18 protein-coding genes, 1 other RNA gene and 1 pseudogene are annotated in these 25185 nt (G+C 72.7%); 10 read left to right on the plus strand and 10 right to left on the minus strand.

The features are described 5' to 3' along the window. The first annotated feature begins 69 nt into the window (after positions 1-69). Together ACIHCM_RS02005 and ACIHCM_RS02010 are read left to right on the plus strand one after the other, a co-directional pair. Positions 70-1056 carry an alpha/beta hydrolase gene (locus ACIHCM_RS02005; RefSeq protein ID WP_399887789.1) on the plus strand — a complete coding sequence of 329 codons (987 nt, stop codon included), beginning with the start codon at positions 70-72 and terminating at the stop codon, positions 1054-1056. Positions 1057-1176: 120 nt separating this feature from the next. Then, entirely contained in the window at positions 1177-3924 is a 2748-nt protein-coding gene (locus tag ACIHCM_RS02010; protein ID WP_399887791.1) for a LuxR C-terminal-related transcriptional regulator, read from the plus strand. A gap of 17 nt (positions 3925-3941) precedes the next feature. Here the strand turns inward: ACIHCM_RS02010 and ACIHCM_RS02015 are convergent, their stop codons facing one another. From ACIHCM_RS02015 to ACIHCM_RS02045, 7 genes are all read right to left on the minus strand, one after another. Next, on the minus strand, positions 3942-6704 hold the full coding sequence (locus ACIHCM_RS02015) for an ATP-binding protein (protein WP_399887793.1): 2763 nt from the start codon (positions 6702-6704) through the stop codon (positions 3942-3944). Between the two features lie 148 nt (positions 6705-6852). Next, complete coding sequence (locus ACIHCM_RS02020; RefSeq protein WP_399887795.1) at positions 6853-9603, minus strand: ATP-binding protein; 2751 nt, start codon at positions 9601-9603, stop codon at positions 6853-6855. A gap of 48 nt (positions 9604-9651) precedes the next feature. Next, a complete protein-coding gene (locus tag ACIHCM_RS02025) occupies positions 9652-10041 on the minus strand; it encodes a WhiB family transcriptional regulator (RefSeq protein WP_399887798.1) in 390 nt (129 codons plus the stop codon). A 147-nt stretch (positions 10042-10188) separates the two neighbouring features. Beyond that, positions 10189-11037, minus strand: coding sequence for an alpha/beta fold hydrolase (locus tag ACIHCM_RS02030; protein ID WP_399887800.1), 849 nt, complete (start codon positions 11035-11037; stop codon positions 10189-10191). A 98-nt stretch (positions 11038-11135) separates the two neighbouring features. After that, on the minus strand, positions 11136-12281 hold the full coding sequence (locus ACIHCM_RS02035) for an XdhC family protein (protein ID WP_399887802.1): 1146 nt from the start codon (positions 12279-12281) through the stop codon (positions 11136-11138). Between the two features lie 40 nt (positions 12282-12321). Then, complete coding sequence (locus ACIHCM_RS02040) at positions 12322-13278, minus strand: FAD binding domain-containing protein (RefSeq protein ID WP_399887804.1); 957 nt, start codon at positions 13276-13278, stop codon at positions 12322-12324. Continuing rightward, on the minus strand, positions 13275-15863 hold the full coding sequence (locus ACIHCM_RS02045; RefSeq protein WP_399887806.1) for a molybdopterin-dependent oxidoreductase: 2589 nt from the start codon (positions 15861-15863) through the stop codon (positions 13275-13277). The genes ACIHCM_RS02040 and ACIHCM_RS02045 overlap by 4 nt, the downstream gene beginning before the upstream one ends. 494 nt (positions 15864-16357) lie before the next feature. Between ACIHCM_RS02045 and ACIHCM_RS02050 the strand changes: the two genes are divergently transcribed. From ACIHCM_RS02050 to ACIHCM_RS02065, 4 genes are all read left to right on the plus strand, one after another. Further along, positions 16358-17197 (plus strand): alpha/beta hydrolase, encoded by an 840-nt coding sequence (locus ACIHCM_RS02050; protein ID WP_399887808.1) that lies wholly within the window; start codon positions 16358-16360, stop codon positions 17195-17197. A 25-nt stretch (positions 17198-17222) separates the two neighbouring features. Further along, positions 17223-17975, plus strand: a complete 753-nt coding sequence (locus tag ACIHCM_RS02055; RefSeq protein WP_399887811.1) for an SDR family oxidoreductase — start codon at positions 17223-17225, stop codon at positions 17973-17975. 168 nt (positions 17976-18143) lie between these two features. Beyond that, positions 18144-19019 (plus strand): alpha/beta fold hydrolase, encoded by an 876-nt coding sequence (locus ACIHCM_RS02060; protein ID WP_399887813.1) that lies wholly within the window; start codon positions 18144-18146, stop codon positions 19017-19019. Positions 19020-19050: 31 nt separating this feature from the next. Further along, positions 19051-19620: an HdeD family acid-resistance protein gene (locus ACIHCM_RS02065; protein ID WP_399887815.1), complete on the plus strand. Its 570-nt coding sequence runs from the start codon at positions 19051-19053 to the stop codon at positions 19618-19620. Between the two features lie 235 nt (positions 19621-19855). Here ACIHCM_RS02065 and rnpB read toward each other — a convergent pair. Both rnpB and ACIHCM_RS02075 read right to left on the minus strand, forming a co-directional pair. Continuing rightward, positions 19856-20259, minus strand: an RNA gene (gene rnpB / locus ACIHCM_RS02070) — RNase P RNA component class A. A gap of 33 nt (positions 20260-20292) precedes the next feature. Then, positions 20293-20852: pseudogene (locus tag ACIHCM_RS02075) on the minus strand (Uma2 family endonuclease). Between the two features lie 146 nt (positions 20853-20998). Between ACIHCM_RS02075 and ACIHCM_RS02080 the strand changes: the two are divergent. From ACIHCM_RS02080 to eda, 4 genes are all read left to right on the plus strand, one after another. Further along, entirely contained in the window at positions 20999-21748 is a 750-nt protein-coding gene (locus ACIHCM_RS02080) for a MerR family transcriptional regulator (protein WP_399887817.1), read from the plus strand. Continuing rightward, the gene (locus ACIHCM_RS02085) at positions 21745-22365 is read left to right on the plus strand and encodes a hypothetical protein (protein ID WP_399887819.1); all 621 of its coding nucleotides are present in this window, start codon (positions 21745-21747) and stop codon (positions 22363-22365) included. Before ACIHCM_RS02080 ends, ACIHCM_RS02085 begins: the two co-directional genes overlap by 4 nt. A 13-nt stretch (positions 22366-22378) precedes the next feature. Then, on the plus strand, positions 22379-23161 hold the full coding sequence (yaaA, locus tag ACIHCM_RS02090) for a peroxide stress protein YaaA (RefSeq protein WP_399887821.1): 783 nt from the start codon (positions 22379-22381) through the stop codon (positions 23159-23161). 74 nt (positions 23162-23235) lie between these two features. Beyond that, a complete protein-coding gene (gene eda, locus ACIHCM_RS02095; protein WP_399887823.1) occupies positions 23236-23871 on the plus strand; it encodes a bifunctional 4-hydroxy-2-oxoglutarate aldolase/2-dehydro-3-deoxy-phosphogluconate aldolase in 636 nt (211 codons plus the stop codon). On the opposite strand, the gene ACIHCM_RS02100 is transcribed toward eda, so the two are convergent. After that, positions 23846-25180 carry a bifunctional RNase H/acid phosphatase gene (locus ACIHCM_RS02100; RefSeq protein ID WP_399887825.1) on the minus strand — a complete coding sequence of 445 codons (1335 nt, stop codon included), beginning with the start codon at positions 25178-25180 and terminating at the stop codon, positions 23846-23848. The two genes, eda and ACIHCM_RS02100, sit on opposite strands and share 26 nt — an antisense overlap. Positions 25181-25185 lie beyond the last annotated feature (5 nt).

Here is a 25185-nt window from a genome sequence, read left to right on the forward strand (position 1 = left end):
GGCAGGCACTACGGTGTGGGGTCACGGACGGCGTCACGTACGCGCCCTTACGTGCTTCGAGGAGAATCCGTGCCCGAGGATGCAACACCGCCGAAGCCCGTACTGGAGCCATCGGCGCGGGATTTCCTCAGCACGCTCGGGAACGGCGGTCTGCCCTGGGGGCCGGACCCGGCTGCGGCGCGCAATGCCTTCGCGGAGCTGCAGGAGAATCCGGTCGACGACCCGGAGACCGAGGACGAGTGGCTGACCCTCGCGGTGGGGCCCGTCGCGCCGGTCCGGGTACGGGTGGTCCGGCCCGTCGGCAGCCGGGAGGAGCGACTGCCCGTGATCCTCTATCTGCACGGACCGGGATGGGGTTTCGGCGACGCCCGCACCCACGACCGTCTGGTCCGCCAGCTCGCCCTCGGCGCGGACGCGGCCGTGGTGTTCCCCGAATACGCCCGGCCGCCCGAGGCCCGCTATCCGGTCGCTCTCCTGCAGGCTTACGGGGTGGCGGAGTGGATCACCGCCGAGGGCAGTGCGGCGGCCCTGGACGGCACCCGGCTGGCGGTCGCCGGCGACGGCGCCGGGGGGAACCTGGCCGCCGCCCTCACCCTGCTGGCCCGGCAGCGCGGCGCCGTCCGCCCGCTCTGCCAGGTGCTGCTCTGCCCGGTCACCGACGCGGCCCAGGACACCCCTTCCTACGACGAGTTCGCCGACGGCTACGTCCTCGGCAGAGACGCGATGCGCCGGTTCTGGGACCTGTACACCGTGGACCACGCCCAGCGGGCCGAGATCACAGCCTCGCCGCTGCGGGCCACGTCCGGGCAGCTCGCCGGGCTCCCGCGGGCCCTGATCGTCACCGCCGAGGCCGACGTGCTGCGGGACGGGGGCGAGGCGTACGCGGCGGGACTGCGCGCCGCCGGGGGCAGCGCGACGTGCGTGCGCTATCACGGCGCCCCGCACGGCTTCATGGTCCTCGACTCGCTGCGGACCACCGACGCGGCCCGCGCCGCCCTCATCCAGACCACCGACACCTTGCACATGGCGCTGCACGCCTCCGCCCCCAGGGGCTGACGCTGTCATCGGGGACTGACCCCCGCCTCGACTGGCTCATTGCAGGGGACGCAACGTTACGATGGCCGCGAACCCGGTCGAACGGGGTGTCGGGGCGGGCCAGGGCTGGGGAGGCACACGGTGGTGTCCGGTATCGCGGTTCCACAGTTGGTCGGGCGCAATGCCGAGCAGGAGATCCTCGCCGAGGCCCTGGCTTCGGTACCGGACCTCGGCTCGGCGGTGCTGCTGCGCGGCGGGGCGGGCATCGGGAAGACGGCACTGCTGGACTGGGCGGCGGCCCGCGGGGAGCTCGACGGTCTGCGGGTGCTTCGGGTCACCGGATCCGAGACGGAGTCCCGGCACGCCTTCGCCGCGCTGCACCAGGCGCTGTGGCCGCTGATGCCGTTCGCGCAGGAACTGACCGCCACCCAGCGGGCCGCCCTGGAATGTGCGCTCGGGATCACCGAGAACGCTCCGCCCACCGGGTTCATCCTGTCCGCCGCCGTATTCCGGCTGATGGAGCTGGCCGGCAGCCGGCAGCCGCTGCTGCTGGTCCTGGACGATCTGCACTGGGTGGACCCGTCGAGTGCCGCCGTGCTGGCGTTCGTCCAGCTCAGGGTGCGGCAGATCCCGGTCGCGATCGTCGGCGCCATGCGGGCCGACGGCTCCCGCGTCGACACCAGCGGCGCCCAGGTACTCGATCTGTCGCCGCTGGACGACGACAAGGCGCTGGCGCTGCTCGACGAACGCCGCCCCGACCTGTCACCGGAGGCACGCCGGCAGGTGCTCGCGGACTCGTCCGGCTACCCGCTGGCCCTGGTCGAACTCCCCTCGCGGCCCCGGGGCGTCGACGGGACGACCGGGGCGCTGGACGGTGCGCTGGCCGACCGGCTGGAGCGCGCCTTCGGCAGCCAGCTGCGGGACCTGGCGCCCGGGGCACGCCAGATCCTGCTCGTGGCGGCCCTCGCCGGTGCGGGCCTGCGCACACCGGACCTGCTCTCGGCGGCCTCCGCGGTCTCCAGTGCCGCGGTGACCTCCGACGACCTGGACCTGGTGGCCGGAAGCGGGCTCGCCGCACCGGATCCGGTGACCGGCTCGCTGGCCTTCCGGCACCCGCTGGTGCGCGCCGCCCTGATCAACACCGTCGGGCCGGCCGTGCTGCGCCGCGTGCACGCCGTGCTGGCGCGGACGATCCCCAGCGACGACGCGCGTCACCTCACGCATCTGGCCGCCGCCGCGCAGGCACCCGACGACGAGGTCGCCGCGCTGCTCGACGCCGGGGCCGAGCGGACCCTGCGCCGCGGCGGTGACGCCGAGGCCGCCTTGATGCTGGCCCGTGCCGCGGAGCTGGGCACCGACCCGGACGCGCGGGCGCGCCGGCTCACCGACGCGGCCGCCGCGGCGGCCCGGGGAGGGCGCGCGGAACTCGCCGAGCAATTGCTGCACGCCATCGACCGCGACCGGCTGAGCCCGCCGCACCAGGCGGTCTTCATCTTCACGCTGTCCTACGTCCACGAGAAGCTGTACGCGGATTTCTCGATCCCGTTGCGGCTGTATCCGCAGGCCCTGCAGACGCTGCGCGCGCTGGCCGACCAGCCGGCGATGGAGCCCGTCCGGGAACTGCTCCAGTTCAAACTGATCTTCGTCGCCGTCTACACCGGCACCATCACGCTCTGGGAGGAGACGGACGCCGAGCTGAAGCGGGCCTACGAACTGCCCAGGCTGTGCGGCGACCTGTCCCGCGACCCGGCACGCACGGCGCACCACGGTGCCCGACGTTTCGCGGAGTTCGTCGCCTCGCTCACCCCGGACGAGGAGGTGCAGAAGGCGTGGCTGCTGCTGTGGTGCGCGTCTGCCGTCGACTCCTTCGGCGAGCACGAGGCGTTGTGGCGGAGGATCAGGGACCGGTCCCCCAACTTCACGACCGCGTACATCGACACGCTGGCGGTCGATGACGACAACCTGCGCGGCCGCTGGGACCGAGCCCTGGCGACGGCAGCGGAAGGCGTGGCGCGCAGCCAGGAGCATGGCAATCTGCTCAGCCTGCGGTCCTTCACCGTGACGAGCGCGTATGTGCACGGCGGCCGGGGCGACACCGCCGCGCTGGCCGCCGTCGAGGACGCACTCGGCCCCTGGCGTGACGACGCCCCGGTTTTCGCCGCCAACCAGTGGCACACCGCGAAGGCCCTGTGCGCCTTGGGCCACGGCGACTACGAGACGGCGTACGCGCTGGCGAGTTCGATCACCGCACCCGGTGAATTCCCGTGTACGGCAGAGCAGTTCCAGCGGGTCTTTCTCATCCTGGTCGACGCGGCGATGCACTCCGGACGGGTCGCCGAGGCCCGCCGTCACGTCGCGGCGGGGGTGGCGGCGGACATCGGCACGATCTCCGAGCACCACGCCTTCGTCCTGGCCGCCGCCGCGGCGCTGAGCGCTGAAGAGGACGAAGTCGGCGCGGCGTGCGAGGCGGCGTACGCCGTCCCCGGCAGCGAGAAGTGGCCCTTCGAGCTGGCCCGGGTCCGCCTGGCGCACGGCACCTGGCTGCGCCGGCGGCAGAGTCGCAGCGAGGCACGGGACCAGCTGATGGCCGCCCTGATCGTCTACCGCGGGCTCAAGGCCGAGCCATGGATCCGCAGGACCACGGAGGAACTGCGGGCCGCCGGATACACCCTGGCTGAGGAGCCGGTGCCACCCGCCGAGACCGAGTCTCTGACGGCGCAGGAGCGCCGCATAGCGGAGCTCGCCGCGAAGGGCCTGTCGAACAAACAGATAGCCGCGAGGCTGCAACTGTCACCGCGCACGGTTGGCTCGCACCTCTACAAGATCTTCCCCAAGCTCGGTGTGGCGTCCCGGGCGGCGCTCGCCGACGCCCTGCGCCGGCGAGCCTGAGAAGTTCCGTCGACGGTTCACGCTGGTTTGCGGAGGGCGTCGGCCAGGCCCCCGCGTGAGGTGACCCCCAGCTTGGGGAAGATCTTGTACAGATGGGCGCCCACGGTGCGCGGCGAGAGCCGCAGCCGCGCACCGATCTCCTTGTTCGTCAGCCCCTTCGCGGCGAGTTCGGCGATCCGCCGCTCCTGCGCGGTGAGGGCCGCCGGGCCCTGCGTCGCCGGCGTCTGCGGCGCCGACGCCGGTTCATCGGCGATGTCGTAGCCACCGGCGCGCAGTTCCTCGGCGGCCCGGCGGATCCATGGCTCCGCCTTGAGCCGGGTGAAGGCGGCGTGCGCCTGAAGGAGCTGTTCCCTGGCCTCCTGGCGGCTGCGGCCGCGGCGCAGCCAGGTGCCGTGCGCCAGGCGGACCCGGGCCAGCTCGAAGGGCCACTTCTCGCTGCCGGGGACGGCGTAGGCCGCCTCGCATGCCGCGCCCACCTCGGCGTCATCGGCCGTGAACGCGCGGGCGGCGGCCAGGACGAAGGCGTGGTGTTGGGAGATGGTGGCGATGCCCGTGTCCTCACCGGCCCGGACATGCAGGCGGGCCTGGTCGATCAGGCCGATGTGCACGGCGGACTCGACCAGGGTGAGGAAGACGTACTGGAACTGGACCGCCTCGGGCGGAAACTCCCCGGGCGGGGTGATGGCCGCGGCCAGATGATAGGCCCCCTCGTAGTCCCCGAGGCTCAGCCGGCACAGCGCCCGCGCGGCGCCCAGCTGGTGCTCCACGAACAGCGGCGCTGCGCCCCGGCTGTAGGGGCCGAGGGAGCGGCCGAGTTCCTCCAGGGCGGCGGCGTCACCACGGCCGGCGTGTACGTAGCCGGTGATGACGAGGAAGGCGAGGCTGTTCAGGAGATTGGCGCGCTCGCCGGCCTCGGCCGCGCCCTCCTGGCTGATCCGCAGGCAGCGGTCCCAGTGGCCGCGCAGGACATCGTCGTGGGCCGTGCACAGCCCGAGGAAGGCCAGCGTCGCGTCCGGGGCCTTCGCGGCGATGCGCTGCCACAGCCCGTCGTAGTCCCCGAACGCGTCGATCGCGACCGCGGACCACAGCAGCGGCCAGATCGCCTCCCCTTCCGGCTCGGACTCCAGAGCGGCGACCAGGTCGGCGAAGCGCCGGGCGCCGTCGTGTGCGCCGCGGGCCGGGTCGCGCCACAGGTCGGCGCAGAGCCTGAGCTGTTCGGACCCCCACTCCAGGACCGGCTCGATGTCGGTCCACAGGTGCCTGCAGCCGGTGTACGTGGCGGAGAAGATCGCCTTGTAGAGGAAGATCTCCCGGATCGCCGCCGCCCACGGCGCGTTCCCCGCCTCGCCCAACTCGCGCAGGGCCTTCGGGAAGAGCTGCATGGTGATGGAGTAGTCGGCGTGCAGCAGCGCGCGCAGGTAGGAGAGCGTGTAGGCGTACAGGACCTCGTGTGCCGGGCTCAGTTCGTCCCGTTCGACCAGGCCGATGAGCCGCTCGGCGAGTTCCGGACGTCCGCCGCGCGTAGCCGCGACGGCGGCGTCGGTCAGGCGCCGGTTGCGCGCGGCCGGATCGGTTCCCAGCTCTGCGGCCCGGGCCAGCATCACGGCGGCCTCCGCCGCACCTTGGCGGCGCATGATGCGCATCGCGGCCTCGTCGAGGAGGGCCGCGACCGTGTCGTCCGGGGGGAGCGTGGCGGCGGCCAGATGCATGACGTGGCGCGGGTCGTCCTCGGGGAGGGCGGCGGACAGGGCCGCGTGCGCCTGGCGCAGTTCGGCCCGTGGTGTGCTGTTCAGCAGCGCCTCGCGGACCAGCGGATGGCGGAAGGTCAGCGCGGCGGTCACGGGGTCCGGTGCGGCGAGTCCGCTGCCCGCGACAACGTCCCGGTCTTCCGCGGTCACCGGCGTCCCGGCGACCTCGGCCGCGCTGTGCACCAGGTCGGCAGCATGGGCACCCGCACCGGCGAGCACGGTCAGCAGCAGCACCCGCCGTGCCCCGGGCGTCAGCTGCCGCAGCTGACGCCCGAACGTCCGCTCCAGGCGTTCGGCGAGGGGGATGCCGCCCACCGGACGGCCACTCCCGCTCTCCTTGAACAGATCGGGCGGCAGTTCGACCAGGGCGAGCGGATAGCCCGCCGAATGCTCCACGACCTGCCGCCGGCCCGGCGTGGAGAGCTCCGGGCGACGCTCCGCCAGCAGCTCAAGAGCCTGCTCCTCGTCCAGCGGCGGCAGGTTCAGCACCCGCGCCCCCGCGGTGTCCACCCGCGTCCCGTCCGGCCGCGCGGCGCCGACCATGGTGATCGGCGCCGGGCCGAGCCGGCGCTGGACGAACGCGAAGACTCCGGCGCTCGACGCGTCGACCCAGTGCAGGTCGTCCACGATCAGCAGCAGCGGCTCCCGGGCCGCCGCCGACTCAAGCAGCGTCAGTACAGCGACGGACACGACGGACGCGCTCGGCGGTGCGGCGTCCGCCATGCCCAGCACCCGCTCCAGCGCGCCGCGTTGGGCGGCCGTCAGTTCGTCGGCGAGCGGCATCAGCGGCCAAGTCAGCTGGTGCAGTGCCGCGAACGCGTGCTCCGACTCCGTCTCGACGCCCGTCACCCGAAGCACCCGCGCGCCCTGGCGGTCCCCCTGCTCGGCCGCCCAGTCCAGCAGCGCGGTCTTGCCGATTCCCGCCGCTCCGCGCACCAGCACCGCGGTGCCGGCGGACGATGTCAGCGCCTCCGCCAAGATCTCCTGCTCGGAACTACGGCCGACCAGCCGCGCACCCGTCGCCTCAGCCATCCCTGCCCCTCACATCCGGCGCTGCGGACGGCACCCGAACGGCCCGCCGTGCAAGAGCGCGTTCATGGGGGGCGGGGCTGTGCCACAGAAAGACTGGCGTGAGTGTAATAGGCGTAACGGTTCTGCAGAGAGCCGGTGGAGCCCCTGTTCAGGGCCTGCCCGAAGCGGAGGCCCCCACGAGGACGGTGCCGAGGGCGGCGCCCAGCTGGGCTCGCGTGGTGATCCCGAGTTTCGGGAAGATCCGGTACAGGTGCGAGCCCACGGTGCGGTGCGACAGGAAGAGGCGGTCCGCGATCTGCCGGTTGGTGAGCCCCTCGGCCGCCAGGTTCGCGATCTGCAGTTCCTGCGCGCTGAGCGTCTCCCGTACCGGCCGCGTGGAGCTCCCGCTGCGCTCACCGGCGGCCCGCAGCTCCTGGCGGGCCCGCTCGCTCCAGTGCCGGGCGCCCAGGGCGTCGAAGCGGTCCCGGGCCGCCCGCAGCGACTCCCGTGCCCGGGCGGCCCGGTGCCGGCGCCGTAGCCAGACGCCCTCGGCGAGGAGGAGCCTGCCGTGGTAGGGCGGCCAGGGCGGCACGTCCTCCGCGAGGGCGTCCTTGAACAGCTGCTCGGCTGTGTCGTCGGGGGCGAGGACCGCGCGGACGTAGGCCCGGCACATGCGCAGCATCGGCGAGGGGAGGCGCTGCGCCATCTCTTCCAGACCGCCGAGGATCACCTGGGCCTCGTCCTGGCGGCCGAGGTGGCGCGCGGCGTCCGCGAGGTCGGGTGCCGCGTGCCAGCGCATGTCGTGGAAGGCGGGATCGGACGGCTCGTAGAGGCGGCGCAGCAGCGCGAACGCCTCCTCGTACCGTCCCGCGGACAACGCCGCCACGCCTCGGGCGTGCTGCAGCGCGCAGTGCATGAACCCGACTCCCTTCAGCAGCGGGCTCGCCAGTCCCTCCAGCGCCACGGCCTCCGCCTCGGCGCTCTCCCCACGCTGGGCGGCCAGCATCGCCAGGTCGGCGTTGGCGGAGAGCACCCAGAACGAGTCGCCCGTCTCCTCCGCCAGCCGAGCGGCCTCCTTAGCCTCGGTGCGCACCAGGTCCCACTCGCCCGTCCAGATCCGGCCCCAGTTCCCGGCGCCCAGCACGCGGGCGAGCAGCGCGAGTTGTCCGGAGTCCCGGCAGGCGGCGGCCGCGGCGCGGACGTATCCGGATGCCCGGTGGTAGTCGCCGAGGATCACGGCGGCGCTGGACAGGAAGTGTGTCATCGGCCCGCGCGCCCGCTCGGGAGCGATGCCGGCCGTACGGGTCAGCACCTCGCGGCCGTGCACCTCGGGCTGCGCGAAGGCGAGGATCCCGAGGCGGCGCGGGTCGTCCGGGTCGAGTCCGATGGCGGGCACCGCGTCGGCCACGGCCTGCCGTACGTCCGGTGCCGCACAGGCCCACCAGCAGCGCGAGGCGGCCCGCCACAGCAGGTGCACGGCGAGGGTGGTGTCACCGGCCTCCCGGGCGTCGCCGGACTGCTCGACCAGCGCCCGGATCCGTCTGACATCACCCAGGAGGCCGGGCGCGACGACCTCCTGCACTGCCGCCAGCCGGCCCGACTCGACCGGCCCCAGCAGCCGGGTGTCAGCCTGCGCGGCAAGGTCGGCGGCATCGCTGCGCCGCCCGACCTCGCAGGCCAGCTCGGCGGCGTGGAGCAGCAGCGAGGTGCGGCGGGTGCCGCTCTCGGCGAGGTCCGCGGCCCGGCGCAGACCGGTGACAGCGGACATCAGCGCGCCCCGCGAACGGCACCGGGTGGCATAGGCCTCCAGCCGTACGGCCATGTCCTCGTCGGTGCCCAGCACGGCCGAGGCACGGTGCCACAGCTCGCGGTCGGGAAGGTCGGTGAGCTGGTCGGCCAGGGCGGTGTGGGCGTCGAGCCGGACCGTCAGCGGGGCGCGGGAGTAGATGGCGGAGCGCATCAGCGGGTGAAGGAACCTCAGCCCGGTACGGGCGAGTTCGACGAGGTCGGCGTCGAGGGCTTCCTGCAGCTCGGGCGTCCCGACCTCGCGCCGGGCGACGGTGCTCGCGGCGGCGAGCAGGCGCCCCGTGTCACAGGTGACGTCGGCGGCGAGCACTGTCAGCAGCACCCGGGCCGCATCGCCGAGTTGTGCCGTGCGGGCCGCGAACGCCGTCTCCAGACGGGTCGTGAGCGGCATCATCTCCTGGTCCACGGCCGAGCCGTCCCACACGCGCGGCAGCTCGACCAGGGCCAGCGGACTTCCCGCGGCCTCGGCGAGCAGCCGGTCCCGTACCGGTGCCGCGAGCGTCGGTGCGGTCGAGTCGAGCAGGGCTGCGGCGGACTCGGCGTCCAGCGGCCGCAGATAGAGCTCGGGCAGGCCGGTGCGGCGCAGCGGGTCGGTGAGGCTCACGGTCCTCGTGGTGCCCATCGCGAAGACCCGCTCTCCGCCGATCCGCCGCCCGATGAAGGCGAGCACGTCGGCGGACGGGGTGTCGATCCAGTGCACGTCGTCGAAGAGGGCGACGACCGTCCTGTCGACCGCCGCGTCGGTGATCAGCTCAAGCGCCGCCAGCGCGACGGTGTACAGGTCGGCCGGTCCGTCCTCCTGACCGAACGCGCGCCGAAGGGCGAGGCGTTGCAGTTCCGGAAGCCCGGCCGTCCGGTCGAGGAGCGGGTGCAGGGCCTGGTGCAGGACCGCGTACGCCAGCTCGCACTCCGACTCGACGCCGGCTGCTGTGATGATCAAGGCGTCTCGTGCCACGGCTTCCCGCCGGAGGGCGTCCAGCAGTGCGGTCTTGCCCATTCCGGCCTCGCCCCGCACAACCAGTGAGGATCCGCGCCCGGCGGCGGCCTCGTCAAAGAGGCGCCTCAGTTCGGCGAGCTCGGGGTCGCGGCCCATGAGCGGCTGCGCTGTCGTCATGCACACCATTCTTCGGACGCGGCAGGGGCATGACGTAGGTCAGTTGACTTATGGCGTCCTTGAGCTGCGTTCGCCGCTTCCTCCGGGAGTCCGCGCCACCGGCCGACCGACCGGGTCGGTGGGGGCGAGGGAGCGGCGGTCGGCCTCGGTGAGTCCGCCCCACACCCCGTAGCGCTGGCCGCAGGCGACGGCGAAGCGGGCGCACTGCGTACGGACCGGGCAGGCCGCGCACACCGCTCGTGCGGTGCTCTCCCGGTGCCGGCGGGCGCTGCCGCGTTCGCCGGGCGGCGAGAAGAAGACCGAGGTGTCCATGTCGCGGCAGGCGGCCAGGGACTGCCACTTCCACACGGCCAGCAGGGGCACGACGACCACCTTCGGAGGCTTCCCCCCGGTCGGGAGCGGTGTCGTGTCGGGCGTCAGGGGATCGTGGTCGTTCATACACCGATGGTGCGCCCGGCTGTCCGTGCCCGGATCGGTCGGATGACTGCACCGCGCTACCCAACCGGCAGGCCCCGGCCGTGCGGAGACACGAACGCGCCCCGGCAGCAGGTGCGACTGCCGGGGCGTGTCGGGAGGGGGTGTGGCTCAGGAGGACGTCGAGCGGGCGGCGCTCTCGATCAGGCTGGTCACGGCGCCGGGGTGGGAGACCATCGGGACGTGCGAGCTGTCGATCTCGACGGTGTGGGAGCCGGCACGCTCGGCTTCGAAGCGCTCCAGCTGCGCGCCCAGCGTCTTGTCCTGCTTTGCGACGAGCGCCCAGGACGGGATGTCCCGCCAGGCCGCTGCGGTGGCGGAGTCACCGAAGGCGGAGGCGCTGATCGGGCGCTGCGAGGCGGCCATGATCCGGGCCTGGGTGGACGGTACGTCGGCCGCGAAGACGGCCCGGAACTGGACGGGGTCGATGGTCAGTTCGTAGCCGCTCGTCCCGTCGGCGTTGCTGAACGGCGCCGGCCGCAGCGCGGGCCGCAGCTGGGCGTCGGAGAACTTCGACGTGAGGGCGGCCAGGTTCTCGCCGTTGTCGGGCATCATCGCGGCGATGTACACGAGGGCCTTGATGTTCGGGTTCCCGGCCGCGGCCTGGGTGATCACGGCGCCGCCGTAGGAGTGGCCCACGAGGACGACCGGGCCGTCGATGTTGGCCAGCACACTGGAGACGTACGTGGCGTCCTGCGGCAGCCCGCGCAGGGGGTTGGCCGGCGCGATCACGGTGTAGCCGTCGTCCTGGAGCCGCTTGGCGACGCCGCCCCAGCCGGACGCGTCGGCGAAGGCGCCGTGCACCAGGACCACTGTGGGCTTGGGCGAGGACCCGGCGGACTGCGTGGTCTCCTCGGCCAGGGCCCCGGGCGCGATGGCCAGGGCGACGAGTCCGGCCGCGGCGGCGGCCGCCACGGCGGCGATGAGGGGCGGTCGGGTACGGGAGGCGTGGGCGGGCATGGTGGTCCTTCCGGATGTGCGGGGAGGTGGCACGACAGGAACGTATGGCCGGGCCGCTCAGGGAGAATCGGTCAGTTGACTGCCGGACGGCGGTTGAGTCACCGGTGAATGGGGCCGTCGCCGTCGGTGAGCGGCAGGCAGTCGCCCCCGCGGTTGCGCGCGACGATCTCGGCCACGATGGCGACGGCGGTCTCCTCGGGGGTGCGGGCACCCAGGTCGAGGCCGATGGGGGAACGGAGTCTGCCGAGTTCGGCCTGGCCGAGTCCGGCCTCGCGCAGCCTGGTGAGGCGGTCGTGGTGGGTACGCCGCGAGCCCATGGCCCCGATGTAGCCCACCGGTGTCCGCAGGGCACGCTCCAGGAGCGGGATGTCGAACTTGGGGTCGTGGGTGAGGACGCAGATCGCCGTGCGGCCGTCCAGCGTGCCGGCGGCGATCTCGCGGTCGAGGTAGTGGTGCGGCCAGCTGACGACGACCTCGTCGGCGTGCGGGAAGCGGGCCTTGGTGGCGAAGACGGGCCGGGCGTCGCAGATCGTCACCCGGTAGCCCAGGAATCCGCCTTGTCGGGCGAGGGCGCCGGCGAAGTCGATGGCGCCGAAGACGAGCATCCGCGGAGGCGGCGTATGGGATTCGACGAAGAAGGTGACGGCCTGCCCGGAGTGCGGATCGCAGGACCGGCCGTCCGGCGCGAGTGAGAACACCCCCGTCCTGCCCGCTTCGAGCAGGGCGCGGGCCTGTGCCACCGCGGTGCGTTGGAGACCGTGACGCCGCGGGTCTTCCCCGGGTCCGAAGGGCAGCGCCCCGAAGTGGCGGTCGGGGTGAACCGTGAGCGTCGCGTCCAGCAGGGGGGCCGGCGCCTCGATGACCCGCAGGACCGCCACGGGCTCGTCACCGGTGAGGGCGGCCAGCGCGGCGTCGAAGGCCGGCTCTTCTTCCGGCGGTACCGGCCGGACGAGGACGTCGATGACGCCGCCGCAGGTCAGGGCTGCGGCGAAGGCGTCCTCGTCGCTGTATCCGAAGCGCTGGCGCACAGGTTGTCCGGTGCGGATCACCTCGAGACACAGTTCGTACACGGCCGCCTCCACACAGCCTCCGGAGACGCTGCCCACGGCCTCGCCCTCCGTGTTGACCGCCAGGGCGGCACCGGGCGGGCGGGGGGCGCTGCCGGAGACCGCGACCACGGTGGCCACGGCGAAGCCTTGGCCTGCGGCTCGCCAGGCCCGCAGTTGCTCGGCGATGTCGTGCATCGGCGGAGTCCGTCTTTCCCAGGTCGGTTCTGAGCGGGTGTCAGAGGTGCTCGGCGCGGGTCGCCGTTTCGAGCACATCGAGGACGGTGTCGCGGAGCAGTTCCACCTTGAAGCGGGTCTGCGGCAACGGAGCACAGCGGGCCATGGCCGCGCTCGCGGCGGTGAGGAGGCGGTCCGGGGTCGGCTCGCGGCCGAGCAGTGCGTCCTCCACCTCGGGCAGCCGCAGGGGGGTGTGGGCGACGCCGCCCACCGCGACCGCGACCGAGGTGACGATGCCGTCGGACACCGCCACCCTGGCCACCGCCTCGACGAGCGGCCATTCCGCCTTGGCCCGGCTGATCGCCCTGTTGTACGCGGCCAGTTCGCCGGCGAGCGGAGCGGGCAGGGTGACGGCGGTGAGGATCTGCTCGGGGCCGAGCAGATGGTCACGCGTGGGGTCGGATCCGTCGCCGTACAGATCGGCGACCGGCATCAGGCCCTGTGCGTGTACGTCGATCACGGCGTCGTAGGCGAGCAGGGCGATCGCGATCGACGAGGGGTGCGGGGCGACGCAGGGGCCCTGGTCGATCACCGCGGCGTGCAGGTGGACGCCGGTGCGGGCGGGGCAGCCGTCGCCGCCGTCGCGGTGGCAGCTGAAGTGCGGATTGCGGTAGTACACACAGCGGTTGTGCTGGAGGAGGTTGCCGCCCAGCGTCCCGGCGGTGCGGATCTGCGGTGTCGCCAGGGCGCCCGAGGTCATGGTCAGGGCCGGGTAGTCGGCCCGCAGGCCGGGGTCCTCGGAGAGCTCGGCGACACCGGTCAGCGCGCCTATCCGCGTGGTCCCGTCGTCCTGGCGGGTGATGCCGTGCAGGGCGGGCAGCAGGGGGATCAGGACCGAGCCGCCGCGTGTGACTCCGCCGCGCCGGCGGGCGGTGGTGTCCGTGCCTCCGGCGCGCAGTTCGCCGCCGTGGTCGAGTACGAGGGCCGCGGCCTCGTCGAGGGTGCTGGGCTGGTTCACGGGCGCAGTCCTTCCAGGAGGCGGTCCGGGCGGATCGGCAGATGAAGAGGGCGCCGGCCGGTGGCGGCGTGCACCGCGTTGCCGATGGACGCGGCGACGGGCAGTCCGGAGATCTCGGCCAGGCCCACGCCGCCGCCGTCGACGTGCTCGAAGCCCTCCTCGTGGAAGTGGATCTCTATCTCGGGGATGTCCCCGATGCCGGGGATGCGGTAGTCCTCGAGGTTGTCGCTCAGTACGACACCGGTGACCGGGTCGGCGACTCGCTCCTCGTACAGGGCGTAGCCGATGCCCTGGATGATGCCGCCCTGGCACTGGCTGCGGGCCAGGGCGGGCTGGTAGATCCGGCCGGCGGCGATGCCGCCCCACACGCGCGTGACCCTGGTCTTTCCGAGGCGGGTGTCGACCTCGACCTCAGTGACATGGACGGATCCGGTGAATCCCCGGCCGAGGGCCACGTGGTCGACGGCGGGAGTGATGTAGCCGTGGCGGTCCCGTGGCCGCTTCCCGACCACGCGGAGGCCGTCGGCGCCGGGGAGCAGGCGCTCCACCGAGCCCGTGCCGCCGGGTCCGGCCGGGGCCCCCGCCATGAGGGCGGAGCGCAGACGGGCGGCGGCGTCGCGGGCGGCGGGCGCGACCGAGGTCGTGGTGCGGCTGCCGCCGGAGCCGGGTCCGTGGACGGTGGTGGTGCGCCCTATGTCGACGCGCACCCGCTCGGGGGGCAGGCCGAGTTCGGCGGCGACGACTCCGGCGATCACGGACCGGGAGCCCTGTCCGATGTCCTGGGTGGCCGAGCGGGCGACGACGACACCGTCCTCGACGGTCAGCTCGACCTGGCTGCCGGGATCGACGAAGTACACCCAGTTGGCGGCGGCGACGCCCACGCCGCGCCGGAACCGGCCGGTCTGGGAACCAGTGGCGGGCCGATCGGTCCACAGCGGAAGAGCGGCCGCCACCTCGTACAGGGCCTGGCGCCTGGCATTGCCGTCCCAGCGTTGGCGCAGCGCGATGGGGTCCTCTCCGATGCGGTGGGCCGTCTCGTCGATGGTCTGCTCCAGCACCCAGGCCAGCGGCGGTCCGCCGGGCGCGCGGAACGGGGTGCCGGGCGGGCGGTTGGTGACGATGTCGTAGTCCCGCAGCCGCCTGGGGGCGTGTCCGTAGATGAACTTCGCCAGGGCCGCCACCCCGGATCCGACGGAGACGCCGCCGTCGCCGTGGACGTCGAGCGTCAGGGCGGCCAGGTTGCCCTCCTCGTCAGTGAGCATGGCGATCTCGGAGCGGGTGCCGGGCCGGTGGCCGCCGTCGGTGAGCTCCTCGGCCCGGCTCAGTACGACCCGGACCGGGGCGGCGTAGAGGCGGGCGAGTTCGGCCGCGGCGATGGTCTCGATGCTGATGGTGAGCTTGGAGCCGAATCCGCCTCCCACGTGCACCGCGTGGACTTCCACCTGCTGCGGCCGAAGCCCGAAGTGCTCGGCCGCCCGTTCGGCGATCACCATGATGTTCTGGGTGGACACCCACAGCCGCAGGCCGCCGTCGCCGTCCCACGAGGCCAGCGCGGCGTGTGGTTCCAGTGCCGTGTGGGTCTGCGGTTCGGTCGTGAACGTGGCCTCGACCAGCCGTCGTTGCTCCCCCTGCGTGCGGGCCTGCTCGATCCGCCGCTGGGCGGTCCCGCCGCGCCAGTGCAGCTGCACCGGGCCGCGTATGTTGCCGTCCCATCCGGCCGGTATCAACGGCCCCTCGGCGGAGCTCGGCGCGTTCCTCGACTCCCGTTTGGTGGGGTAGACGACCGGGCTGTCGGGTTGCTCGGCGTGGCTCACGTCGATGACGGCCGGCAGGATCTCGTAGACCACCTGGACCTGTTCGGCGGCGGCCAGGGCCGCGTCGAGGGTCTCGGCGGCGACGGCGGCGATCGGCTGGCCGGCATAGCGGACGATACGGCCCTCGGGCAGCAGGTCGGCCAGTTGCCGACCGCCGCCGGTCACGGACGTGACGCGGGCGTGTGCGTGCCGGGAGCGGATGATGACACCTTCGAGGAGGCCCTCCGGGCGGACGTCTGTCGTGTACCGCGCGGCACCGGTGACCTTCTCCATGGCCTCCACGCGGGCCGGCGGAACCTCATCGCCGTCGTGGGCTCCGGTGCAGGCCGCGGCGACCGCGCGGTAGATCCCCTCGTAGGCACCGCAGCGGCACAGGTGCCCCGCCAGTGCGGCGGCGATCTCGGCCCTAGACGGGGCTACGTCGCCGTGCTCGGCCCGCCACCGGTCCACGAAGGCCGACGCCTCCATGACGAACCCGGGCGTGCAGTACCCGCACTGCAGGGCGTCGTGCGCGGCGAACGCCCGTTGCACCGGGTGCTTGCCCCCCAGCCCCTCCACCGTGGTGACGGACGTGCCCTCAAGTGCGGCCGCCGGGGTCAGGCACGACACCCTGGGAACACCGTCGACCTGCACGGTGCACGCCCCGCACACGCCCTGCCCGCAGACCAGCTTCGTCCCCGTCAGATCCAGGGTCTCGCGCAGAAGCTGGACCGCTGTGGCCTCCGGTCCGCTCGCGACCTGGTGCGTGGTTCCGTTGACCGTGACATCCATGGGCAACTCCCTTGGAATAGCAGGCCCGAAGGCCTGTGGCGTGTCCCGACCCCGGGGGGCCGCCTGCTTGCAGTGAGCCCACCCTCGGGGATGCGGCCCGGTGCCGGGTTGCCCGTGAGCGCACATCCGGATACCGACGACGCACAGACGGGCGGGGCTCTGTCCCGGACCAGGCCCAGCAGGTCCGCGCGCGGCCGTGCGCTCGCGGAACACCTCGGGGAAACTCGCGAGCGTGGCCCCGGACAGCCCGTTGCTGTGGGCTCACCCGACGGCGCGTCATCGATCCGCGGCGGGTGTGGTTCGCGGTCAGCACATGGGTGTGCATGCCCAGCAAGCAGCCCCCGCCACGGTCGCCGAACGATTTGCTGCCCACGTTCTGCTTCTCAGCGCCCAGCGCTGTTCCGAACGGGCACACCTGCCGCCGGGCGCTGTTTCCGGCGCCCGCGCACGGTGATTCTGGGAGCCCGTATTTCGTTGATCGAGAGGTGATCCCCGTGTCCGCTGCACACGACGCCGAGCTGATCGAACAGGCCAATGCGTCCGGTCGGCCGCCGGTCGTCTTCGTCCACGGTCTGTGGCTGCTGCCCAGCAGCTGGGACCGCTGGGCCGCGGTCTTCGCGGAGGCCGGCTATGCGCCGATCGCCCCCGGCTGGCCGGACGACCCGGAGACCGTCGAGGAGGCCAACGCGCACCCCGAGGTCTTCGCCGGGAAGGGCGTCGCGGAGGTCGCCGACCACTTCGCCGGGCTCATCGGCAAGCTGGAGCGCAAGCCGGCCGTCGTCGGCCACTCCTTCGGCGGCCTGATCACGCAGATACTCGCCGGACGCGGCCTGTCGGCGGCGTCGGTGGCGATCGACCCCGCCCCCTTCCAGGGCGTGCTGCCGCTGCCGGTGTCCTCGCTGCGCGCCGCCCGCCCCGTGCTCGGCAACCCGGCCAACTTCCACCGGGCCGTGCCGCTCACCTACGAGCAGTTCCGCTACTCCTTCGCCAACGCGGTGAGCGAGGAGGAGGCCCGGGAGCTGTACGAGACCTTCGCCGTTCCGGCCCCGGGCGAGCCGCTGTTCCAGGCGGCGGTCGCGAACCTCAACCCGTGGAGCGAGGTGAAGGTCGACAGCACCAACGCCGAGCGCGGTCCGCTGCTGCTGATCTCCGGCGAGAAGGACAACACCGTGCCGTGGGCGATCGCCAACGCCTCGTACAAGAAGCAGATGCGCAACGAGCACGCCGTAACGGAGATCACCGAGATCCCCGACCGGGGCCACGCGCTGACCATCGACAACGGCTGGCGTGAGGTCGCCGACACCGCCCTGGCCTTCGTCCAGCGCTTCCACTAGAGCGCGGCCGGGAGACAGTACGACGATGGAGCTCAAGGACAAGGTGGTCGTCGTCACCGGCGCGGCGAGCGGCATCGGGCTGGGTCTGGCCGCCCGGTTCGTCGCGGAGGGCGCGACCGTCGTCGCCTCCGACATCGCGGTGGAGGCCGGGACGGAGCAGGCCGAGCGGATCGGCGCGCGCTTCGTCCCGGCGGACGTCGGGACGGAGGCGGAGGTCAAGGCGCTGGTCGAGTGCGTGCTCGGTCGTGAGGGCCGGATCGACCTCTTCTGCTCGAACGCCGGTTTCGCCCCGCACATGGACCCGATGTCGGACCAGTCGCTCTGGGACGCCATTGTGAACGTCAATTTCAACAGCCAGCTGTGGGCCGCCCGCCATGTGCTGCCGCATATGCTGGAACGCGGTCAGGGCTATCTGCTCAACACCGCTTCCGCGGCGGGTCTGCTGACCGAACTCGGCAATCCCGGATATGCGGCGACCAAACACGCGTGTGTCGGTCTGGCCGAATGGCTCGCCTTCGCCTATGCCGATCGGGGCATCCGGGTTTCGGTGCTCTGCCCGGAGGGTGTGCGCACGCCGATTCTGGACGACGCGCCGTATCTGCTGCACAACGCGATCACCGTCGAGGAACTCGCCGACACCGTGGTCGAGGCGCTGCACGACGAGCGGTTCATGATCGCCACGCATTCCTCGACGCTTCGGCAATTCCAGCAGAAGGCCGCCGACTACGAGGGATACATCGAGCAGTTGATGGTCATGCGAAAGGAAGTGGTGGACTGATCCGTTATTTCCGGGGCCGTCCCGGGGTGTTCTGAACCGCCCCGGAGATGTGCATTCTCGGAATTCCACGGATGCGCGGGCGGTCAAGTCGACCACCCGGCAGCAGAATAGCCTCTCCCTTGGAAAGCAGACCGGCCGAAATCGGCCGACGGAATTCCGGGAGAGCACATGAAGGATACGAGAGTCCGTCACCTCACCACGGCCCGGGGACTGGCCGCGCTCGCCGCGACAGGAGTCGTGTTCGCGGCCTTGCTGACGCCGATGGCCTCGGCCGGCGAGACGGACGGGACAGCGCAGTCCGCACAGTCCGCGAAGTCGGAGAAGTCCGCGCCCAAGCCCACCGTGGTCCTGGTGCACGGCGCGTTCGCGGACAGCTCGGGCTGGGGCGGCGTGGTGCAGCGGCTGCAGTGGCGTGGGTATCCGGTCGTCGCGGTCGCCAACCCGCTGCGCGGTCTGCCGACGGACTCGGCGTATCTCGCGGGGGTCCTGCGCAACCTCGACGGCCCGGTGGTGCTGGTCGGCCACTCCTACGGGGGTGCGGTGATCAGCAGTGCCGCCGCGGGGATGCCGAACGTCAAGGCGCTGGTGTACGTGGCGGCGTTCATGCCCGACAAGGGCGAGGTTCTCGGCGAGCTGGCCGCCAAGTTCCCCGGGTCGGAGCTGCAACCCGCGCTGAACACGCTGCCGTTCAGCAACGCCGACGGCAGCCAGGGTCTGGAACTCACCATCAAGCCCGACAAGTTCCGCTCGGTGTTCGCAGCGGACCTGCCCCGCCGGACGACGTCGGTGATGGCGGCGACCCAGCGCCCGCTGAGCGCTTCGTCGTTCACGGACGTCCCGCAGGCCGCGGCCTGGCGGACGATCCCCTCCTGGGCCCTGGTCGCCGCTCAGGACAAGGCGATAGCCCCCGACCTGGAGCGTTTCGAAGCGCGCCGCGCGGGCTCGCGCACGGTCGAGGTGAACAGCTCGCACGCGGTGATGGTGAGCCACCCGGACGCGGTCACCGCCCTGATCACCACCGCCGCACGGGCCACCGCCCGCTGACCCCGGACCGAGAGGAGGCCGAGGAGGAACGATGGACACAACGGCGACCGTATCCACCGACGATGTCACGGCCGGGTGGACCCGGGCAGGCTGGCAGTTGCTGGTGACCGGCGGTGCCGCGGCCATCACGGTGGGCGTGCTGGTGCTGGCCTGGCCGGGACCGAGCCTGGCGGTCGCGGGCGCACTGTTCGGCGTGGCCCTGCTCGCCGGCGGGGTGTTCCAGCTCGCCGGTGCCTTCGCACCCCATGTCCCGGGATATCTGCGGGCCCTGGGAGTGATCAGCGGCGCGCTCGGGGTGCTGCTCGGCCTGCTGTGCTTCCGTGGGCCCGCGCAGTCGGTCCTGCTGCTCGCGCTGTGGATCGGCATCGGCTGGCTGATGCGGGGCGTGATGCAGATCTCCGTGGCGATCTCCGACCGCGGGGTACCCGCCCGCGGCTGGCAGATCTTCTCCGGCGTCGTCAGCGTGCTGGCCGGAGTCGTCCTGATCGTCTCGCCGCTCGGCTCCATCGCCGCGCTCACCCTGCTGACCGGTGTCTGGCTCATCGCGCTGGGCGCCGTCGAGGTGATCCACGGGGTGTTGCTCCGCGTCCGTACGCGCTGAGGCGGGCTCGAAGGAGAAGAAGCAGGCGCCCCGCCCGGCGCGCGGCACTGCGGCGAGCGCCGGGTGCCGGGCGTCTGAACATGGCAGCCCATCACCGGCCTGTAGGCCACCTACGGTCCACTCAACTCGTCGAACCCCGGCCTCGTCGCAACTCACGGGAATCCCCTGCGCCTGTTCTCCTGGGACTTTTCAGGGACTTTCAGCGCTGCCCGAGGGACAAAGCCGCAGGTAGCGGCAGACGAGTCGGGCTGTACGCCGGGTTCTGTTCCGGGGGTTCCTCGCGGAGCCCCCGGTGACGGCCATCCATCTAGGACCGGTGTTGCCACCGGCCTCGTGCGGTCTACCCGCGGACTCGGGCGGGCAGCCCTCGAACGTCCGCGCAGAGCGCTTTTTACAGCGTTCCTTTTGACCTTGCTCCGGGTGGGGTTTACCTAGCTGCCCAGGTCACCCTGGGCACTGGTGGTCTCTTACACCACCGTTTCACCCTTACCGAGGACCGAGGTCCCCGGCGGTCTGTTCTCTGTGGCACTGTCCCGCGGGTCACCCCGGGTGGCCGTTAGCCACCACCCTGCCCTGTGGAGCCCGGACGTTCCTCGGGGAGATCCACAAGGACCTCCACGCGGCCGCCCGCCCGGCTCGTCTGCCGTGTCGCCCATGGTACCGGGCGAGCGGTCAGAGGAAGTCCGCGGTCTCCAGGTCGAAGGCGAAGGGTGCCGGGAGGGTGAGGGGTTTGCCAAGGGGGCGGGTGAGGTGTTCCCGGTAGTCGCCCCTTTGCGGTGTGCTGAACAGGGTGATCGCGGAGTCGTCGCGGTCGACCAGGAGGTAGAGGGGAATGCCGCCGCGGGCGTAGCAGCGGCGCTTGGTCTCGCGGTCCGCCCCGGGCCTGGTGGACGTGACCTCCAGGACCATGGCGACGCCGTCGCAGGGCATCCAGGGGTCGGCGCCCCGGAAGAGGCGGAGTTCTCGCGGGACGAACGTGCCGTCCGGGATGACGTGGTCCTGCGGATGGCCTTCCGCGTTCCGCAGCTCAGGCCCTTGTTACCGGAGAACTGGATCTCCGCCCCGGATCGCCGGTGCATCTGGCCCACGATGCGGCTGATGCAGTGTTCATGGTGCCCGTCGGGCACGGGAGTGATGACAAGGTCCGCCTCGATGAGTTCCGCCCTGAGCCCCTCGGGGGTCTCCAGGTCCACGAACCAGTCCAGCAGGATCTCCTGCGTGATCGGATCCATAGCCGTTGCCACCGTGGCGAGCGCCTCCTGTCTCGGTCGTCCGTCAGCGTGGGGCAAGCGGCTGATCACCGCACCGGGGATCCCGGATCGTTCCCCCGATCGTGTCCGCTTGACCCTGCCGCAACGTCAACGTCTCTACTGAACCCATGCGAATCGGAGAACTCGCCGCCGCCGTCGGCGTCACCACGCGGACCGTGCGGCACTACCACCATCTGGGCCTGCTGCCCGAGCCGGAGCGGCTGGCGAACGGGTATCGGGACTACACCCTGCGGCACGCCGTCGTGCTGGCGCGGATCCGGCGGCTGACGGAGCTGGGGCTGGGGCTCGCCGAGGTGCGGGACGTGCTCGCCGAGGACGCGGGCCGGGATCTGAGTGAGGTGCTGGAGGAGCTGGACGCGGATCTCGCGCGGCAGGAGGCGGCGCTCCGGGAGCGCCGGGAACGGTTGAAAGCTCTGCTCGACGCGGCCGAGCTGCCCGCCGAGGGGCCGGTCTCGCCCGAGCTGGCGGAGCTGTTCGCGGGGCTGGCGCCCGCCTCCGACTCCCCGATGGCCGCGAAGGACCGGGAGATCTTCGCGCTGCTGGAGACCGCGGCCGGCCCGGAGGAGCGCGAGCGGCTGCTGGCCGCCGTCGGGGGCGCGCTGACCGGGCCCGACGCCGTCGCGCGGGCGCACGAGGCGTACGCCCTGCTCGACGCGCTCGCCGAGGCCGCGACCGACGACCCGCGGGTGGAAGAGGCGGCGCGCGCGCTCGCGGGGCTGATGCCGCCCGAGCTGGTCGCCGCGGAACCCGTCGAGCACGAGCACGGCTTTCTGCGCGCCATGTACGCCGACCTCGCACCGGCCCAGGCGGAGGCCATCCGCCGGGCGCTGCGGCTGGCCTCACGGGGGCCGCGATGAGGGCCACGGCGAGAACGGCGTACCGGCTCGCGTGGCATGAGGTGCAGCTCTACGTGTGCCTCGCGCTGTGGGTGGCCCGTCGGACCCAGGGCACCCGCGGCGGGCGGGCGTTCGGCTACGCGGGTGGGCAGAGCGCGCTGCTGATGGGGTTCGCGTTCGTGTGCGTCGTCGAGACCGTCGTGATGTCCGTGCTGCTGTCCCGGTGGCCGGCCGTGCACCATGTGGTGCTGGTCCTGGACGTGTACACCGTGCTCTTCGTGATCGGTCTGCACGCCGCGTCCGTCGTACGGCCGCACGTGCTGGAGCCGGGAGCCCTGCGCGTCCGTAAGGCCGCCCACCTCGACCTGCGGATACCGCTGGAGCGGATCGCGGCCGTCCGGCGGGAGCTGCGTCTGACCCACGAGAAGGCCGACGGCGTGCTCGACGTCGAGATCGGCGGGCAGACGACGGTCACGCTGGAGCTCGCCGAGCCCATCACGTACACGACCTTCCTCGGCCGGCGGCGGGAAGTGAGTCTGGTGCGGGTGTACACCGACGGGGCCGACGACCTCGTCGGTGCCCTCACCCGGGCGCTCAGCGGTGCGGACACCAGGCCGTACCCTGGCGCGGAGGTCTAGAGAAGGAGAATCCGTGCTGGTCCTGCTGCCGCCCTCGGAGGGGAAGGCGTCCTCCGGCCGGGGCGCACCGCTCAAGCTGGAGTCGCTCGCGCTGCCCGAGCTGAACGACGCCCGGCAAGCCGTCCTCGGCGAACTGGTCGAGCTGTGCTCCGGCGACGAGGACAAGGCGCGCGAGGTACTGGGACTGAGCGAGGGACTGCGCGGCGAGGTCGCCAAGAACACCGCCCTGCACACCGCCGGGGCCCGGCCGGCCGGTGAGATCTACACGGGCGTGCTGTACGACGCCCTGGACCTGGCGTCGCTGGACACGGCCGCCAAGCGGCGCGCCGGGCGCTCCCTGCTGGTGTTCTCGGGGTTGTGGGGCGCGGTCCGGGTGACGGACCGGATCCCGTCGTACCGCTGCTCGATGGGGGTGAAGCTGCCCGCGCTGGGCGCGCTGGGCGCGCACTGGCGTTCGGCGATGGCCTCCGCGTTGCCCGAGGTGGCCGGGAGCGGGCTGGTGCTGGACCTGCGGTCGTCGGCGTACGCGGCGGCGTGGAAGCCGAAGGGCGGGATCGCGGGGCGGACGGCGACGGTACGGGTGCTGCACGCGCCGACGCGCAAGGTGGTCAGCCACTTCAACAAGGCGACGAAGGGGCGCATCGTGCGCAGCCTGCTGACGGCCGGGGCGGCGCCGAAGGGACCGGCGGAGCTGGTGGAGGTGCTGCGGGAACTCGGGTATGTGGTGGAGGCCGAGGCACCCGCCGGGGCGGGGCGGCCTTGGTCGCTGGATGTGCTGGTGGACGAGATCCACTGAGACCCCGCACTCGACTGTTGCAGTATGCGCAACGACCTTTGCGCATACTGCATCGCCCAGGCACGATGTGCCGCATGACCGACTCCGTGCTCGATCTCGCCCCTGTCGTTCCCGTGGTCGTCCTCCAGGACGCCGCCGACGCCGTACCGCTCGCGCGGGCGCTGGTCGCCGGGGGGCTGCCGGCGATCGAGGTGACCCTGCGGACGCCGGCCGCGCTCGACGCGATCCGGGCGATCGGCGGGGCGGTGCCGGACGCGGTGGTCGGGGCCGGGACGGTGATCACTCCGGGACAGGTCGAGGACGCGGTCGAGGCCGGGGCGCGCTTTGTGGTGAGCCCGGGCTGGACGGACGTACTGCTGGGGGCGATGCGGCGGTCCGGGGTGCCGTGTCTGCCGGGGGTGTCGACGACGTCCGAGGTGGTGGCGCTGCTGGAGCGCGGGGTGCGGGAGATGAAGTTCTTCCCCGCGGCCGCCGCGGGCGGTACGGCGTATCTGAAGTCGCTCGCCGGGCCGTTGCCGCAGGCGCGGTTCTGCCCGACGGGCGGAATCGGGTTCGCGTCGGCACCGGAGTATCTGGCGCTGCCCAACGTCGGCTGCGTCGGCGGGAGTTGGATGGTCCCGGCGGACGCGGTGGCGGCGCGGGACTGGGGGCGGATCGAGCAGCTGGCCCGGGAGGCCGCCTCCCTCAGCGCAGGTGAGAGGTGTCGTTGAGCAGGCGCACGCTGGCGTTGCCGTCGGCGTAGTACGCGACGACCGACAGGGACGCCGCCGACAGTTCCATGCGGAACAGGGACTCCGGCGGGGCGCCCAGGGCGAGCCGTACGAGGGTCTTGACCGGGGTGACGTGCGTGACGAGCAGGACCGTGCGGCCGGCGTACGCCGCGATCAGCTTGTCGCGGGTGGCGGCGATCCGCGTGGCGGTCGCCGCGAAGCTCTCGCCGCCGCCGGTGGGTTCGGCGTCCGGCGAGCCCAGCCAGGCGCTGAGGTCGTCGGGGTGACGCTGGTGCACCTCGGCGAAGGTCAGGCCCTCCCACGCGCCGAAGTCGGTCTCGCGCAGGCCGTCGTCGATGCCGACCTCCAGGCCGAGCCGTGCGGCGACGATGGCGGCGGTCTCGCGGGTCCGTGCGAGCGGAGAGGCGACGACCGCCTGGATCGTGCCGCGCCGCGCCAGCGCGAGGGCGACCCGCTCGGCCTGCTCGCGGCCGATGTCGGAGAGGGAGGGGTCGCTGCCGCCGCTGCCCGAGAAGCGCTTCTCCGGCGTGAGGGGCGTCTCGCCGTGCCGGAGCAGCACGAAGGTGGCGGGTGCGCCCATGTCGGGGGCACCCCAGCCGACCTGCGGCGTGGCGACGTTCCGCGCGGCGTTCATGTCGGCGCCCTCCCCGGAACCTTCGGCACCCCCGGAAACGGAGCCCCCGGCATGGGAGCCCGCGGAGCCCGAGCCCTCGGAGCCGTAGCCCGTGGAACCGGAGGCATCGGGCTCAGGAGCCGCCGTACCGGACCGCCCCGCCGGCGCCGCACGCTTCGCCGCGCCCGCCGCCGCGTCCCCGGGCGGCCCCTCGGGCTCGGCAACCGCCGGTGTCGCGGCCGCCGGGGAAGGCGTCCAGGTCTCGCCTCGCGCCCCCGCGTCCATCGCCTCGTTGGCCAGGCGGTCCGCCTGCTTGTTCCGCTCCCGCGGGATCCACTCGTACGTCACCCGCCCCGCCGTGAAGACCCGGCCCGCCTCCATGGCCAGGGGCTTCATGTCGGGGTGCTTGATCTTCCAGCGGCCGGACATCTGTTCCACGACCAGCTTGGAGTCCATCCGGACACGCACCGACGCGCCGGGGTCGAGGGCGTGGGCCGCGCGCAGGCCGGCCAGGAGCCCCCGGTACTCGGCGACGTTGTTCGTGGCGACGCCCAGGTACTGCGCCGTCTCCGCCAGCGTCTCGCCGGTCGCCGCGTCGATGACCACGGCGCCGTAACCCGCGGGCCCCGGGTTGCCCCGCGATCCGCCGTCGGCCTCGATGATGAACTCCCGCACCGCAG

Origin of the sequence: Streptomyces sp. NPDC052023, from assembly GCF_044548465.1 — a bacterium.
Taxonomy (GTDB): Bacteria; Actinomycetota; Actinomycetes; order Streptomycetales; family Streptomycetaceae; genus Streptomyces.